The sequence below is a fragment of the Variovorax durovernensis genome, assembly GCF_977011995.1.
Map to the genome: position 1 here is coordinate 695,451 of NZ_CDRNCW010000002.1, position 15,201 is coordinate 710,651.

At 67.8% G+C, this 15,201-nt stretch carries 13 protein-coding genes; 5 read left to right on the top strand and 8 right to left on the bottom strand.

What is annotated here, in order from left to right; translation table 11 throughout:
- Positions 1–2 precede the first annotated feature (2 nt).
- The 5 genes from ACWV14_RS35280 to ACWV14_RS35300 are packed head-to-tail and all read right to left on the bottom strand — an operon-like array spanning position 3 to position 5,370.
- A complete protein-coding gene (locus tag ACWV14_RS35280; RefSeq protein ID WP_454908476.1) occupies positions 3–1,553 on the bottom strand; it encodes a bifunctional 3-(3-hydroxy-phenyl)propionate/3-hydroxycinnamic acid hydroxylase in 1,551 nt (516 codons plus the stop codon).
- Positions 1,550–2,413, bottom strand: a complete 864-nt coding sequence (locus ACWV14_RS35285; protein WP_454908477.1) for a fumarylacetoacetate hydrolase family protein — start codon at positions 2,411–2,413, stop codon at positions 1,550–1,552. The genes ACWV14_RS35280 and ACWV14_RS35285 overlap by 4 nt, the downstream gene beginning before the upstream one ends.
- Positions 2,414–2,446: 33 nt before the next feature.
- Positions 2,447–3,352, bottom strand: coding sequence for a VOC family protein (locus ACWV14_RS35290; RefSeq protein WP_454908478.1), 906 nt, complete (start codon positions 3,350–3,352; stop codon positions 2,447–2,449).
- Positions 3,349–4,380 (bottom strand): amidohydrolase family protein, encoded by a 1,032-nt coding sequence (locus ACWV14_RS35295; RefSeq protein ID WP_454908479.1) that lies wholly within the window; start codon positions 4,378–4,380, stop codon positions 3,349–3,351. The genes ACWV14_RS35290 and ACWV14_RS35295 overlap by 4 nt, the downstream gene beginning before the upstream one ends.
- 15 nt (positions 4,381–4,395) lie before the next feature.
- Positions 4,396–5,370, bottom strand: a complete 975-nt coding sequence (locus ACWV14_RS35300; RefSeq protein WP_454908480.1) for a Bug family tripartite tricarboxylate transporter substrate binding protein — start codon at positions 5,368–5,370, stop codon at positions 4,396–4,398.
- Positions 5,371–5,457: 87 nt separating this feature from the next.
- On the opposite strand from ACWV14_RS35300, the gene ACWV14_RS35305 reads away from it, so the two are divergent.
- Positions 5,458–6,399 carry a LysR family transcriptional regulator gene (locus ACWV14_RS35305; RefSeq protein WP_454908481.1) on the top strand — a complete coding sequence of 314 codons (942 nt, stop codon included), beginning with the start codon at positions 5,458–5,460 and terminating at the stop codon, positions 6,397–6,399.
- Between the two features lie 7 nt (positions 6,400–6,406).
- On the opposite strand, the gene ACWV14_RS35310 is transcribed toward ACWV14_RS35305, so the two are convergent.
- Positions 6,407–6,832 carry a GlcG/HbpS family heme-binding protein gene (locus ACWV14_RS35310; RefSeq protein ID WP_454908482.1) on the bottom strand — a complete coding sequence of 142 codons (426 nt, stop codon included), beginning with the start codon at positions 6,830–6,832 and terminating at the stop codon, positions 6,407–6,409.
- Positions 6,833–7,012: 180 nt separating this feature from the next.
- Between ACWV14_RS35310 and ACWV14_RS35315 the strand changes: the two genes are divergently transcribed.
- The gene (locus tag ACWV14_RS35315) at positions 7,013–7,657 is read left to right on the top strand and encodes an SGNH/GDSL hydrolase family protein (RefSeq protein ID WP_454908483.1); all 645 of its coding nucleotides are present in this window, start codon (positions 7,013–7,015) and stop codon (positions 7,655–7,657) included.
- 15 nt (positions 7,658–7,672) lie between these two features.
- Here the strand turns inward: ACWV14_RS35315 and ACWV14_RS35320 are convergent, their stop codons facing one another.
- Both ACWV14_RS35320 and ACWV14_RS35325 read right to left on the bottom strand, forming a co-directional pair.
- Positions 7,673–8,704 carry a HAMP domain-containing sensor histidine kinase gene (locus ACWV14_RS35320; RefSeq protein ID WP_454908484.1) on the bottom strand — a complete coding sequence of 344 codons (1,032 nt, stop codon included), beginning with the start codon at positions 8,702–8,704 and terminating at the stop codon, positions 7,673–7,675.
- Between the two features lie 5 nt (positions 8,705–8,709).
- Positions 8,710–9,405, bottom strand: coding sequence for a response regulator (locus tag ACWV14_RS35325; protein WP_454908485.1), 696 nt, complete (start codon positions 9,403–9,405; stop codon positions 8,710–8,712).
- A 124-nt stretch (positions 9,406–9,529) separates the two neighbouring features.
- Between ACWV14_RS35325 and ACWV14_RS35330 the strand changes: the two genes are divergently transcribed.
- From ACWV14_RS35330 to ACWV14_RS35340, 3 genes are read left to right on the top strand one after another with little or no spacing between them, the layout of a single operon-like run.
- A complete protein-coding gene (locus tag ACWV14_RS35330) occupies positions 9,530–10,978 on the top strand; it encodes an efflux transporter outer membrane subunit (protein WP_454908486.1) in 1,449 nt (482 codons plus the stop codon).
- Complete coding sequence (locus tag ACWV14_RS35335) at positions 10,975–12,093, top strand: efflux RND transporter periplasmic adaptor subunit (protein ID WP_454908487.1); 1,119 nt, start codon at positions 10,975–10,977, stop codon at positions 12,091–12,093. Before ACWV14_RS35330 ends, ACWV14_RS35335 begins: the two co-directional genes overlap by 4 nt.
- A complete protein-coding gene (locus tag ACWV14_RS35340) occupies positions 12,090–15,164 on the top strand; it encodes an efflux RND transporter permease subunit (protein ID WP_454908488.1) in 3,075 nt (1,024 codons plus the stop codon). Before ACWV14_RS35335 ends, ACWV14_RS35340 begins: the two co-directional genes overlap by 4 nt.
- Positions 15,165–15,201 lie beyond the last annotated feature (37 nt).

Sequence of the window (15,201 nt, forward strand, 5' to 3'; positions counted from 1 at the left end):
GCTCAGGCGACGCAGGCCTGCAAACCGAGCGCTGCGCCGGCCTCCTCGCACAAGGCGAGAGCCTCGGCGGCGCTGCGAGCCGTGCCGTAGACGTAGTTGTCAGGCCGCACGAGCGCAGCGACACATTCATGCTGCCGGAACCAGCCTGTCGCGACACCTTCAACGTCGTCGTCCCCGCCAAGTGCCAGCGTGACCAAGCCCGGCATCGGATCGGCCTTTGGCAACTCGTGGCCCGGCGCAAGCACCAGTCGCCAGCCATGGCCTGCCACTTCGTCCATGCGCCGGCCCTGCCCCGCCGCGCCCCCGAGCCACGGCTGCGGAAACAGACTGCCGCGCGCCGCATCGGGCACCGCCGAGAGAAGACCGCACTCCAGGCGCGGCAGGATGTCCTGTCGCGGCGTGTCCTGCACCTTGCCGCCGCACTCCTCCAGGAGGCGTGCATCGCGTGCCCTTGCCTTGGCCGGGTCGCGCTCGCAAATGACCGCCCCCACCCCCTTGATGCGGCTGGTGAGCTCGCGCACATGGGCCTGGCGCTCGGCACCATAGCTGTCGAGCAGCGCCTCGCCCGCCGCACCCGGCACCTCGCCTTGCAGTACCGCGGCGAGCTTCCAGCTCAGGTTGGCCACGTCGCGCACGGCCTGGCACATGCCCTGCCCGAGAAAGGGCGGCTGCATGTGCGCCGCATCGCCGGCCAGGAAGACGCGGCCGCGGCGCCATTCCTTGGCCACCAGCGCATGGAAGCGGTAGCTCGCCTGCCGCCACAACTCGCCATCCTCCGGCGCGAGCCAGCGCGAGAGCAGCTTCCAGGTGTGCTCCTGCGTGGCAACCTCCTTGGGGTCTTCGCCCGGCAGGATCGAAATCTCCCAGCGGCGATGGTTCTTCGGACCGACCACCAGGGTGCAGGGGCGCTGCGGTTCGCAGTACTGCACGCTCACCTTCGGCAACTTGGCCAGTCCCTGCTCGTTGACGAGGACATCGACCACCAGCCAAGGCTCGTCGAAGTCCAGGTCCTGCATCTCGATGTCCAGCTGCGTGCGCACGCCGCTGCTGCCGCCGTCGCAGGCAATGGCATAGCGGGCCCGCACCGTGCGCCGCTGGCCCTCGGCGTCGATCTGCAGCGTGACACCCTCGTCGTCCTGCGCGAGCGCGCTCATCCCGACGCCCAGGTTCACCTTTACGTTGGGCAACTGCGCCACCCGCGCACGCAGCGCGCGTTCCACCGGCGGCTGCGTGAACACGATGGAAGGCGTGTACCCCTGCGGATAAGGCGGCGCCACCATCGTCATGCGACGGATCAATTGGCCGTCGACGCCGAAATACTCGGAGTTGGTGAACGGCTCGGTGTAGGGCTCGATGGCCTCCACCACGCCCAGTTGCTGGAACACACGCATGATTTCGTGGTCCAGCGCGATGGCACGCGGAATCTCGTAGACGTCGGGCAGGCGCTCGCACACATACACCTTGAGTCCACGCTGTCCCAACAGCCCCGCCGCCACCTGCCCCGCCGGCCCGTAGCCGACGATGGCAACGTCGTAGATGTCGCTCGTGCTCACGCCGCCTCGTCCGCGATAGGGTTGGAAAGAAGACCGACACGATCGATCTCGATCTCGATGGTGTCCCCGGCCTTCATCCACACCGGCGGGTTGCGTGCCTGGCCCACGCCCGCGGGCGTGCCCATCACGATCACGTCGCCCGGCTCCAGGGTCAGCACCTCCGCCAGCAGCGCGATGGTCTCGGCAACGCTGAAGATCATGTCGTCGGTATTGGCGTCCTGCATCACCTGGCCATTGAGGCGGCTCCGGATGCGCAGGCCCGCGGCCCCCGGCGCCAGTTCGTCGGCACTGACCAGCACCGGACCGAAACCGCCGGTGCGGTCGAAGTTCTTGCCGATGGTCCACTGGGGCGTGCGCTTCTGGTAGTCGCGCACGCTCATGTCGTTGAAGCAGCTGTAGCCGAAGACGTACTGCAGCGCATCGGCCTCTTTCGTATGCCGGGGCACCGTGCGGCCGATCACCACCGCCAGCTCGGCCTCGTAGTCGAAGCGGGTCGATACCTTGGGCAGCCAGCCTGCCTCGCCGTGGGCCACCAGCGACGACGGCGCGCGGAAGAAGAACCAGGGATAGTCGGGCTTCTCGCGTCCGCCTTCCTTGGCGTGGTCGTAGTAGTTCAGGCCCAGGCAGATGATCTTGCCGGGCTCGGGCACCAGCGGCGCCAGCTTCGCGGAGTCCATGGGCTGCCGCTTGCCGGAATCGAGTGCCTGGCGTGCCGCGGCCTGCAGGTCGACGCCGGTGCGCAGCGCGGCGCGCAGATCGGCGGGCACCTGCGAGTCGGCGTCGTTCATGTCGATCAGGTCCTGGCCTTCGACCAGGGCCAGGCGAGTTGCGCCTTGGCGCAGGTAGGTGGTGAATTTCATCGGGATGTCACTCGGTTGGGAAATCAGGAGGAATCAGAGGTTCGGGGCAAAGAAGATGCGCCTCTGCGCTTCTTTCAGCGCGGCGCCGGGCGGGGGCGAGATGCCCCACTGGTCCACGCGGCCGGGCGGCCACTTCCAGTGTTCGGGGCCGTGCGCCTCGTAGCTGTCGTCGATCTGCTCCACATCGGCCGTGTACTCGATGACGACGCCGAAGGGATCGAGGAAGTAGTTGAAGAGGTTGTTGCCCGGGCCATGCCGGCCGGGGCCCCACTGGATGGGAAAGCCCGCGTCCTTCATGCGGCCGCCCCCGCGCATCACCGACTCGAAGTCCGGCATCAGGAAGGCGATGTGGTTGAGCGCATCGTTGTCCGAGATGCCGATGGCGATGGCGTGGTGATCGCGATCGCAATTCATGAAGGCCATGATCCCGGTGCGGTCGGCCAGGCGAAAACCCAGCGCCTGCTGCAGGAAGGCTTGCGTCTCGTCCACCGCGTGGCTGTTCAGGACCACGTGGGTCAGGCGGATGGGCCGGTCTTTCACCGCGGCGCCTTCGGGCCGCTGCGTGTCGCCGTGCACCACCTGGAAGATGCGGCCGTGCGGGTCCTTGAACTTCAGGCCCACGCCGCCGGCCGGGTCGCGGCTGAGTTCGTGCACCTGCGCCAGCAGGCTGCCACCGGCGGCCACCACCTGGGCCGCAACCGCATCGAGCGCCTCGCGGCTGCGCGCGCGCAGGGTCACCTGGCGGATCTGCGGCACCTCCCCGCCCTGGTGCAGCGCCAGCAGGTAGGCGTCGTTGCCCGTGCCGCGCAGGTAGAGCACGCCTTCCGCGCGATGCGCCACCTCGAGCTGCCAGGTGCGGGTGTAGAAGTCTTCGGCCTTCGCGAGGTCTGGCACGAACAGCGCCACGCTGCGCAGGCCCTGGATCCAGGGGGAACTCATGAGGTCGTCTCTTTCATGTGGAGGCCGAGGAATCGCTCGGCATTGCGATGCACCAGCGCCGCCGCCGTGTCTTCGTCGAAGCCCGCGGCCTCGACGCGTTGCACCGGCGTGCGGTCGTGGAAGTTGAAGGGGTAGTCGGTGCCCAGCAGCAGCTGGGTGGCCCCGAACCGCTGCACCAGGTGGCGCAGCAAGGGCGTGTCGAACACGAGGGTGTCATAGAACAACTGTCGTGCCTGCTCGGCGGGCGACGTGGCGATGCTTTCCTTGAGCGCCGGGAACACTTCCCAGCCCTGCTGCAGGCGCGGCAGCAATGCGGCCAGCGTGCCACCGCCATGGCTGAAAGCGATGCGCAGGCGCGGCCGCCGCACCAGCAGGTTGGTCGTGATGACCGAGGCTGCCGCCAGGCCCACGTCGCCCGGATAAGCCAACACCTGCTGCAACGGCGCCGGGCCCACCAGCCGGTCCATGCCCGCCGGACGCAGCGCATGCACGAACACCGCCGCGCCCAGGGCCTCGCAAGCTTCGAAGAAGGGATCGAACTGCGGGGCGCCCACCGGCACGCCGTTGACGTTGCTGCCGATCTCCACCCCGGCAAAGCCCAGGGTCTTCGTCACGTATTCGAGTTCGGCAATCGCCAGGTCGATGTCCTGCAGCGGCACGGCGCCGAGTGCCGCGATGCGGCCTCCGCCCTGCGCCACCATCTGCGCCATGCAATCGTTGGTATAGCGCAGCAGCTGTCGGGCATCGTCCGCGCCCATCCAGTACGACAGCAGCTCCGGCATCGGGGAGACCACCTGCAGCGCGAGCCCCATGCCCGGCAGATCCTCGAGCCGGCGCGCGGTGTCCCAGCACTTGTCGGACACCGTGCGGTACACCTTGCCCGAGATCATCACGTGGCGGTGGCAGGCATGGGCCGGCGCCATCGAGGGCCACTCGGCAGGCAGCCTGGAGCCGATGTAGTTCGGAAAGTTTTCGGGCACCACGTGCGCATGCACGTCGATGCCGCAGGTGCAGTCGAGCTTATGCACGCCTGGGGCTCCGGCTCATTCAGGCTGGATGCCGAGCTGCTTGACCAGCTTGACCCAGCGCTCGCGCTCGCCGCGCATGAAGGCCTCGAACTCAGCCACCGACATGTGCGGCTCCGGTTGCGAGCCCAGTGTCTGCAGGCGCTGCACCACCTCGGGCTGCTGCAGGACGGCCTCCAGGTCGCGATTGACGCGCGCGATCACGTCCGGCGGCGTACCGGCCGGCGCAAAGAGACCGTTCCAGCCCGAGTAATCGAAGCCGGCGAAGGTCTCGGAGAGCGACGGCACATCCGGCATGCCCGGCTGTCTCTGGGCCGTGCTCACGGCCAGTGCACGCACCTGCCCCGCCTTGAGGTAGGCAGTGAGGGCCGCGTCGGGCAGGCAGACAAGCTGCACGCGCCCGCCGATCACGTCTTGCAATGCATCGGGTGCCTTGGTGTACGGGACATGGTTGAAGCGCACACCGGCCATGCCGGCCACGCTGTCGGCCAGCATGCCGGAGAAGGTCTTCGGACCTTCCGTGGCAATGGTGATGTCGCCCGGCTTCGCCCTGGCCAACGCCAGCGCGTCCTTCAGGTTCTTCGCCGGAAAGTTCGCCGCGCAGGCGATCACGAAGGGACTGCGGCCCACCAGCCGCACCGGCGCGAAGTCCTTCGCAGGGTCGTAGGGCAAGGCCTTGAAGGTGAAGGCATTGGTCACCATCGCCGCGGTGGTGGCGTAGTAGAAGGTGTAGCCGTCGGCCGGCGAACGCGCTGCCGACAGTGCGCCGATCACGTTCTGTCCGCCGGGCTTGTTCTCCACCACGATGGGCTGGCCCCAGCTTCGCGTCAGCCGGTCGGCGACAACGCGCGCCAGCACGTCGGGGCCCGAGCCCGCCGGCTGCGAAAGAATGAACTTGATGGGGCGCTGCGGCCAGTCGGGCTGGGCGCGAAGCAGGCCGCTGCCGGCCAATGGAAACAGCATCGCCGCCCGGGCGAAATCTCTGCGTTGCATGAAGTCTCCTTTTTTATTCGAGCCTGCATGCTAGGAAGCCTTCGGTCATCTGAACAGTCGATGACATGGATACATAGAATCCATTTCATGGATATTCGTTCGGTCGATCTCAATCTGCTGGTGCTGTTCGACGCCATGACCAGGCTGCGCAGCGTCAGCCGCGCGGCCGAAGCCGTCGGACTCAGCCAGCCGGCAACCAGCGCGGCACTGGCGCGGCTGCGCGCAACCTTCGACGACGACCTGTTCGTGCGCGCCGGTGCGCAGATGGAACCCACGCCGCGCGCGCAGGCGCTGGGGCCGGCGGTGCAGCGCGTGGTGCAGGCCATCCAGTCGGAGATCCTCCAGCCCGCGGGCTTCGATCCGGCGAGCGCGGAGCGCAGCTTCACGCTGCTCACGCCCGATATCGGCGAGGTGGCCTTTCTCCCCGGCGTGCTGCGCCGCTTGCGGCAGGAGGCGCCGCTGGTGCGGCTGCGTGCGCTCTCGATGCCGCGCACGGCCGCGGCGCAGGCGCTGGAAGCCGGCGAGGCCGACCTGGCCGTGGGCTTCTTTCCCGATCTGCAGAAGGCGGGCTACTTCCGCCAGGCGCTGTTCAGGACGTCCTACACCTGCATCGCCTGCGCGCACAACCGGGCGGCGCCCGCGCGCATGACGGCGCGGCAGTACCTGGCGGCACGGCACATCGTGGTGCGGCCGGACGGGCGCGAGCACATGCTGGACCGCTTCCTGGAAGACAAGGGCTGGCACCGGCACGTGACGCTGGAGCTGTCGCATTTCATGAGCCTGCTGTCGCTGCTCCCGGGCAGCGACCTGGTGGCGACCGTGCCCGACGACATCGCCACCGTGGTGCAGCGGCACATCGCGGTGAAGAGCATCGAGCTGCCTTTCAAGCCGCCGCAGCTCCAGGTACAGCAGTACTGGCACCGGCGCATGCAGAACGATGCGTCCAACCGCTGGCTGCGCGGCCTGTTCTACGAAGTGAACCGGCGCGACGCCAACGCCCGCCTGCCCGATTGGCAGGCCGCCAGCTGAAGGCGTTTCAACCGGCAGCGAGCCCTGCCGCCTGCACGCCGGCGATGCAGATGGCTTCGTCCTCGTCGCCGGTGCCGCCGCTGGCGCCCACCGCGCCCAGCAGTTGGCCGGCGGCATCGCGGATCACCACCGCGCCCGTCTGCGGCAGGAACTTGCCGTCGGCCGTGGCGGCCAGCGCGACGAAGAAGTTGGGGTTGTCCTTGGCGCGCTCGGCCAGCTTGCGGCTGGCCACGCCCATGCCCACGGCGCCCCAGGCCTTGGCGCGGGCGATGTCGAAGCGGAACATGCTGGCCCCGTCTTCACTGACGAAGGCCTTGAGATTGCCGGCGGCATCGAGCACGGCAATGCCCATGGGCTGATAGCCGGCCTCCCTGGATTTCTCGAGGGCGGCATCGATGATGGTTTGGGCTTGCTGCAGGGTGAGGCTGGACATAGGCTTTTCCTTTGCTTTCGTTGGGCGGCGGCGCCGCTATCTTGGTCTTCGACTTGCTGATCGGCACGAAGTCTCCATTTTTTCTCCTTCTTTGCCCTCTAGCCTGAGGGAATGCCTGATCTCATCCGCGTTCCACCTCGGCGAGCCGGTCGGTTCGGAACGATCGCCCGCATCTTGAGCATGGCGCTGGCCACCGGCTGCGCGCAAACCTCCGTCGCCCCCTCGGAAGACCACGTAAAGAGCACCGGAGTGTCGCTTGCAAGCCGCTCCGGCGATCGTGCCGCGAAGCCCAACGGTGCCTGCAGCGTCGAGCTCTATGGCGACTCCATCCTTCATGGCGGTTACCTGGGCGACCGGCGGCTCGATGAAAGCCCGGCGGCCGCTCTCCGCCGGATGCGTCCCAGATACCAGGTGATCGATCATTCGGTGAGCGGTGAAACAGCTAGTGCACGATCGGCGGCATTCGCGAGTGAGGCACGTTCGAGCCGCATCGTGGTCATCCAGCATGGGCTCAATGACGCCATGCAGAACTTGCCGCTGGAGCCGGCTTTGCGCTCCATGGTCACGCAAACCAGGGCGGAGGGCCGCGACGTGGTCTTGACGGGCCTGTCGCAAACGCTCGCCGGCGCCGACGTGCGCGCACGAGGCGACGCGACCGTGCGGCGCCTGGCAGGGGATCTGGCGGTGCCGTTCGCGGACTGGGGCAGCGTACCGATGCGTCGCGGCGAGATGGCGGACATTCTTCATCCGTCGCAGATCTATTCCACCCGACTCGTCGAGCGCCTGGTCAAGGTGCTGGACAGCCTGGCCCCCGAATGCGTGTGAGGCGCCACGCGCACTTCAGCGCGGCAGTTCGATCCTGATGCGCAGGCCGCCGTTGTCGGCGAGCGATGCCTCGATCGTGCCGTCATGGGCCAGCACTGCGCTGCGCGCGATGGCGAGGCCCAGCCCGACACCGCGGTCGACCTCGCGCCGGTCGATCCGCACGAAGGGCACGAAGATCGCTTCGAGCATGTGCGGCGGCACGCCCGGCCCGTGGTCGCTGATCACCACCTCCAGCAATCTGCCCTCCGCGCGCAGGCTCGCACGCACCTCCACCGTGCTTCCCTGCGCCGTGTGCTTCACGGCATTGCGAATCACGTTCTCGAACGCGCGATAGATCAGCTCGCCGTCCACCTGGGCGACAAAGCGCTCGGGCGTCTCGATGCTCACAGAGCGGTTCGTCGCGCGACCTTCGAAGTCTGCGTCGGCCACGATGTCGTGCAGCAGCTCGATCACATCGACCGCGCTGCGCGAGACGGGTGCCGATGCCGTCAGGCGGTGCAGCGTGAGCATTTCGTCGATCAGCGCATCCAGGCGCCGGGTCTCGCGCTCGACGCGTTCGACCATGGCACCCACTTGCGAGGAACCCTGCTCCAGCAGCCCGATGGCCGCCTGGATGCGCGACAGCGGTGAACGCAGCTCATGGGAGATGTCGTGCAGCAGGCGGTCGCGCGCGGCGATCAGTTCCTGCAGCTGCGCCGCCATGCCGTCGATGTCGTGCGCCAGATCGGTGATCTCGTCGCGGCGCCCTTTCATCAGCGGTTCGACGCGCGTATCCAGATGCCCTTCCGCCATGCGTTGGAGCCCCCAGCGAAGGTGCTGGAGCGGCCGGGAGAGATACCAGGCCAGGAAGCCGCCGAAGACCAGGCTGGCAAGCACGGCGATCATGGCGGGAACGACGGGAATCCCGCTCACCTTGGGCACCGGATCGCTGGGCGGCGGCACCGCTCCGATGAGCCACAGATAGAGCGCCGTCAATCCGATGCTCGAGATCATGCAGCTCGACAGCACGAGCAGCAGCTTGCGGAAAAGGCGCGTGGGCCGGGCCATGCCGTTCAGTCCTTGAGCAATTGGTAGCCGAGGCCACGCACGCTCTGGATCCACGAACGTCCGTCTTCGCGCGTGCCCATCTTCTGGCGGATGCTGCTGATGTGCACGTCGATGCGGCGATCGAAGCGCGTGAGCGGCCGGTCGAACGCAGCCAGGGAGATGTCCTGCTTGCTGATCAACTGCCCCGCATGGCGCACCAGGACTTCCAGCAGGTTGAATTCGGTGCCCGTCAGCTCCAGCGGCGCACCCTGCCAGGTGGCCTGGCGCGTGCCGGGCCAGAGCGTGAGTGCGCCGGCCGTCAGCATCAGCGCGGCGTTCGCGCCCTCGGGCCGGTTGCGGCTTTCGGTGCGACGCAGGATCGCATGGATGCGCGCCACCAGTTCGCCGGGCGTGCATGGCTTGGGAACGTAGTCGTCCGCGCCCATGTTGAGGCCGACGATCTTGTCGACGTTGTCGCCGCGCGCAGTGAGCATGAGCACGGGCACGTTGCTCGTGGAGCGGATCCGGCGCAGCGCTTCGATTCCGGACAGGCGCGGCATCATGATGTCCAGCACGACGAGCGCATAGCTGCCGCGCAACGCCTCGCTCACACCCGCCTCGCCGTCATGGACGACACGCACATCGAAACCCTCGCGGGAGATGTAGAGCGACAACATCGATGTGAGGTCGACGTCGTCGTCGACAAGCAGAACCCTGTGCATGGGCGGAGTATGGCGCCGATCCGGCCGAGGCTCGCCGGACCGGCGCCGATATTTACCCAGCTTAACGCTGGTTGACCGCAGCCAACAGGGGACGCTTCTAACCTCGGTGGAGGAAGAAGATCTGATGACCACACCGCTGCGCTCCCTGTTCGTCACCCCGCTGGCCGTCTGCCTGGCCTGGGGCCTGACCGCCTGTGCCACAGGCCGCCTCGAAGGCCCGCCACAGCCGCAGGCGCCGCCTTCATGGCAGTCCGAATTGCCTCACGGCGGGCGCGCCGGTGACCTGCAGCAATGGTGGCAGCAGTTCGACGACACACGTGTCGCCCGCCTGGTCGAGATGGCCGAGCGAGACAGTCCCTCCCTCACGAAGGCCTGGGCCAGCATAGAGAAGGCACGCGCCACTCTGCGAAGCACGCGCGCGCAGGCCCGCCCCAGCGTGAGTGGCAGCGCATCGGCTTCGCGCAGCAACCAGTTGCAGTCGGGCGAGTCCACGGCCACCGGCACCTCGCGCAGCGCCGGCTTCGATGCCTCGTGGGAGCTGGACCTGTTCGGCAAGGTCCGCCGCAACACGGAAGCATCCGAGGCGCGCATCGAGGCACGCGCCGCCGACTGGCACGATGCGCGCGTCTCGCTCGCGGCGGAGGTCGCCGACACCTATGTGCAGTACCGCGCATGCGTGTTGCTCGCGGACGCGTACCAACGCGAGGCAGCCTCGACGGCCGCCACCGAGAAGGCGACGGAGGCCGCCGTGCAGGCCGGCTTCACCGCACCGTCGGACGGCGCCCTGGCGCGTGCGAGCCTCGCTAGCGCGCAGTCGAGTCTGCTGCAGCAGAACACGCAGTGCGACATCCTCGTCAAGTCGCTGGTCTATCTCACCGGCAGCGACGAGCCGTCGCTGCGGCGCCTGATGGCGGGCGGCGCGGACCGCATGCCGCGGCCGGCCGGCCTGCAGGTGCAGGCGGTGCCCGCGCAGGTGCTGCGGCAGCGCCCCGACCTGGCCTCGCTCGAGCGCGAGGTGGCCGCCACCGGCGCGGAGATCGGCGCGGCGCAGGCGGATCTGTATCCGAGCCTGTCGCTCAGCGGATCGGTCAGCTTGTCGGCGAGCAGCCTGGCCTCGCCGGCCACGCTCTGGTCGTTCGGGCCGTCGCTCTCGATACCGCTGTTCGACGGCGGCAAGCTCAACGCCGCGGTCGACACGGCGCGCGCCAGCTACACGTCGGCGCTGGCCGCCTATCGGCAAGGTGTGCGCACCGTGGTGCGGGACGTGGAAGAAGCCCTCACGAACCTCAACGGCGCCGCCCTGCGGGCGGAGCAGGCGGAGAAGGCCGCGCGCGAGTACCGCAGCTACTTCCTGTCCACCGAGACCAACTGGCGCGCGGGGCGCACCAGCCTTCTGTCCCTGGAGGAGGCTCGGCGCTCGGCGCTGTCGGCGGAGATCACCGAGATCACCCTGCAGCAGAACCGCGTCCAGTACTGGATCGCACTCTACAAGGCCGTGGGCGGCGGATGGCAGCCCGGCACGCCGGCCATGTCGCCCGAAACGCTGGCCGATGAAAAGACGAGAACGCCATGAACATCACATCGAAACCCAAGCTCCGCCGCGGCGCCACCATCGCCTTGGTCCTTCTCCTGGCTGTCGGCGGCGTGACGCTGCTGCTGCGGCCGCCCACCCGGGCGCTTGCGACGAGCGCTCCTGCCAGCGCGATGACGGTCGAGGTCGTGACGCCCGACAACCGAGACTGGTCGCGGACCTTGCAAGGCAGCGGGCCGGTGACGGCATGGCAGGAGATCATCGTCAGCCCCGAGACAGGCGGCTACCGCATCGCCGATTTGCTGGTGGACGTCGGTGCCACGGTCCGGCGCGGCCAGGTGCTCGCGCGTCTTGCGGACGATGGCCTGCGGGTCGACTTGCGAAAGCAGGAAGCGGTGGTCGCGCAGTCGCGCAGCAGCCTCGAACAAGCCAGCGCGAACGTGCGGCGGGCGAAGGTCGTCGGCACGACGGGGTCGCTGTCCGCGCAGCAGATCGAGGAGTACCGCATCACGGAGGACTCGGCGCGCGCAACCCTGCAGTCGTCCCAGGCAGACCTCGACAGCGTGAAGCTCAAGCTCACGCAGACTCGCGTGCTGGCTGCCGATGACGGCGTGGTGTCGTCGAAAACCGGTGTCGTCGGCAATGTGGTGAGCGCCGGCACCGAACTCTTCCGCCTCGTGCGGCAGGGCCGGCTCGAGTGGAGGCCCGAATTCGATGCCCGCGAGCTCGCTTCGGTGAAACCCGGCCAGAAGGCGGAGCTGACGCTGCTCAACGGAGAGCGCGTCGAGGGCACGGTGCGCATGGCGGCGCCCACCTTGTCGACGACCACCGGACGCGCCACGGTGTACGTCAGCCTGAACGGCGGCAGCACGGCGCGCGCAGGCATGTTCGCCAGCGGCCTGGTCCGGCTGGGCACCGCGCCGGCGGTCACGCTTCCGCAGTCGGCGATCGTCATGCGCGACGGGCGTGCCTATGTCTACCTCGTGGATGCGGACAACAAGGTCTGCGCCGAGGCCGTGACGACGGGCCGCCGCCAGGATGACCGGGTCGAGCTGCTGTCGAAACTGCCCGCTGACGCGCAAGTGGTTGCCAGCGGCGGCGCATTCCTGTCCGACGGTGTGCAGGTGACGGTGAAGCAACCGGAGACCAAGCGATGAATGTCTCGTCCTGGTCCATCCGCAATCCGGTTCCCGCCATTCTGACTTTCATCCTGCTCACGGTCCTGGGGCTGATCGGCTTCAGGACGCTGCAGATCCAGGATTTTCCCGACACCGACCTGCCGACCATCCAGGTCTCCGCTTCGCTCGAAGGCGCCGCGCCGGCACAGCTCGAGACGGAGGTCGCGCGCAAGATCGAGGACAAGCTCGCGTCGCTGAGCCGGCTTGACCACATCACCACGACCATCACCGACGGCCTGGTGAGCATCAGCGTCAGCTTCGAGATCGACAAGAACTCGGAGGAGGCGCTCAACGAAGTCCGCAACGCCGTAGACAGTGCCAAGGCCGACCTCCCGGCCAGCATGGCGTCGCCGACGGTCTCCAAGCTGACCACGGCCAGCAGCGCGCTGCTCACCTACACCATCGAATCGAAGACGATGGATGAGAAAGACCTGTCCTGGTTCGTCGACAACCAGGTCACCAAGAGCCTGCTGGCCGTCAAGGGCGTCGGCTCCGTGTCGCGGGTGGGGGGTGTCAGCCGCGAAGTCCACGTCGATCTCGATTCGAGGTTGATGGCGGGCCTGGGCGTCACGCCTTCCGATGTGTCCACGAGACTCAAGGCGACGCAGAAGGAAGCCTCGGGCGGGGAAACCTTCGTGGGCGGCCAGAAGCAGTCGAGCCGCACCCTGGCCACGGTGGGGTCGGCCGCCGAAGTCGCGGCCATCACGCTGTCGCTGGGCGACGGCCGCTATGTGCGGCTCGACCAGATTGCGCGCATCAGCGATGCGAATGCCGAGCGCACGACCATGGCGTTTCGCGACGGCAAGAAGGCGATCGGATTCCAGGTCACGCGCTCCCGGGGATTCTCGGACGTCGGCGTCGCGAACGATATCCGCGAGGCGCTGAAGAAGTTTTCCGCCGCGCATCCCGAGGCAAGTGTCGTCGAGGCCAGCAATACCGTCACGCCGATCCAGGAGAACTACCAGGGCTCCATGGAGCTGCTGCTCGAAGGCGCCGTGCTCGCGGTTCTGGTGGTGGGGTGGTTCCTGCGCGACATGCGCGCCACCTGGATCGCGGCTGCCGCGCTACCGCTGTCCATCGCGCCGGCCTTCGCTTTCATGGCGCTGGCGGGCTATTCGCTCAACACCGTCACGCTCCTCTCGCTTTCCCTGGTCATCGGCGTGCTGGTGGACGATGCGATCGTGGAGATCGAGAACATCGAGCGGCATCTGCTGATGGGAAAGACGCCCTACCAGGCGGCGATGGAGGCCGCGGACGAGATCGGCCTGGCGGTGATCGCCACGACGTTCACGCTGGTGGCGGTCTTCCTGCCGACGGCCTTCATGGGCGGCATTCCGGGCAAGTTCTTCCGGCAGTTCGGCGTGACCGCGTCGATTGCGGTGCTCGCATCCCTGCTGGTGGCGCGCCTGCTTACGCCGATGATGGCCGCCTACCTGCTCAAGCCCAAGGCCGCCCATCTGCACAACGCATCGGCGGACGGGCCCACGATGACGCGCTACCTGGCGTGGGTACGCGGCGTGCTTCGGCATCGCAAATCCACCGCCGCGGCCGCACTGCTCTTCCTGGTGCTTTCGATCGGGCTGGCGCTGTCGATCCCGACCGCCTTCATGCCGGCGCAGGACAAGGCGCAGAGCACGGTGACACTCAAGCTCGGCCCCGACGCCACGCTGGAGCAGACCGTCGCCGTCAGCCGGCAGGCGCAGCAGATGCTCAGCGAGATACCCGAGGTGCGCTCCGTCTTCGTCGCCGCCGGCACGGCCAGCACCGGAAGCGGCATGGGCGCGACCGCCACGACGGACGTCACCAGTTCCACGCTCACGGTGGACCTGGTCGATCGCGGGGACCGCACGCTCAAGCAGTCCCAGGTCGAGTCGAAGATCCGCGACCGGTTGAAGACCATTCCCGGCGTGCGTGTGACCGTCAGCGGCAGCAGCAACGGTTCGACGCTGGAGATCACGCTCGCCGGCGACGATGCCGACACGCTGAACAAGGCGGCCAACCAGGCTGAGCAGCAGCTCCGGTCGCTGAAGAATGTGGGCAACGTGACGTCGAGCGCGGCATTGCAGCGGCCTGAGGTTCAGGTGCGCCCGGACTATGCGCGCGCCGCAGCCCTGGGCGTCACCTCCGAGGCGCTCGCGGACGCCGTGCGGCTGGCAACCTACGGCGATTACTCGACGGCGCTGCCCAAGCTCAATCTGCCCGAGCGCCAGATCGCGATTCGCGTGCGCATGGATGCCTCCGTGCGCGCTGACATGGATGCGATCGCCCAGTTGCGCGTCAAGGGAGATGACGGGGCGGTCAGCCTCGGCTCGGTGGCGGACGTGGCCATGGGCAGCGGCCCTTCGCAGATCGACCGCCTGGACCGTTCCCGCAACGTGACCTTGAGCGTGGAGCTCAACGGCCGTGCGCTGGGCGAAGTGCAACAAGAGGCCATGGCCCTGCCGGCTTTCAAGTCGCTGCCTGCAGGCGTGCGCATCGTGGAGCAAGGCGAGTTGCAGCGCATGGCGGAACTGTTCACGAGCTTTGGCACGGCGATGGCGATCGGGGTGTTCTGCATCTATGCGGTGCTCGTGCTGCTGTTTCACGACTTCATGCAGCCCGCCACCATCCTCTGCGCACTGCCGCTTGCCCTGGGAGGCGCGTTCGGCGCGCTGTGGCTCACCAACCAGTCATTCTCGATGCCGGTGGTCATCGGCGTGCTGATGCTCATGGGCATCGTCACCAAGAACTCGATCCTGCTGGTCGAGTACGCCATCATCGCGAGGCGGCAGCGCGGAATGACACGGCTGGAGGCGGTGATCGACGCTTGCCACAAGCGGGCGCGCCCGATCGTCATGACGACCATCGCCATGGGCGCCGGCATGCTGCCCAACGCCCTCGGCCTCGGCGCGGAGCCCAGCTTCCGGCAGCCGATGGCGATCGTGGTCATCGGCGGCCTGATCACCTCGACCGTGTTGAGCCTTCTGGTGGTCCCCGTGGTGTTCACCTACGTGGACGATCTGCTGCAGTCGCTGCGCCGTTGGCTGCCTGAAAAGCAATCGGCCGCATAGAACACCAGAAAACCGATGAGCGATGCGTCGTGGCCGC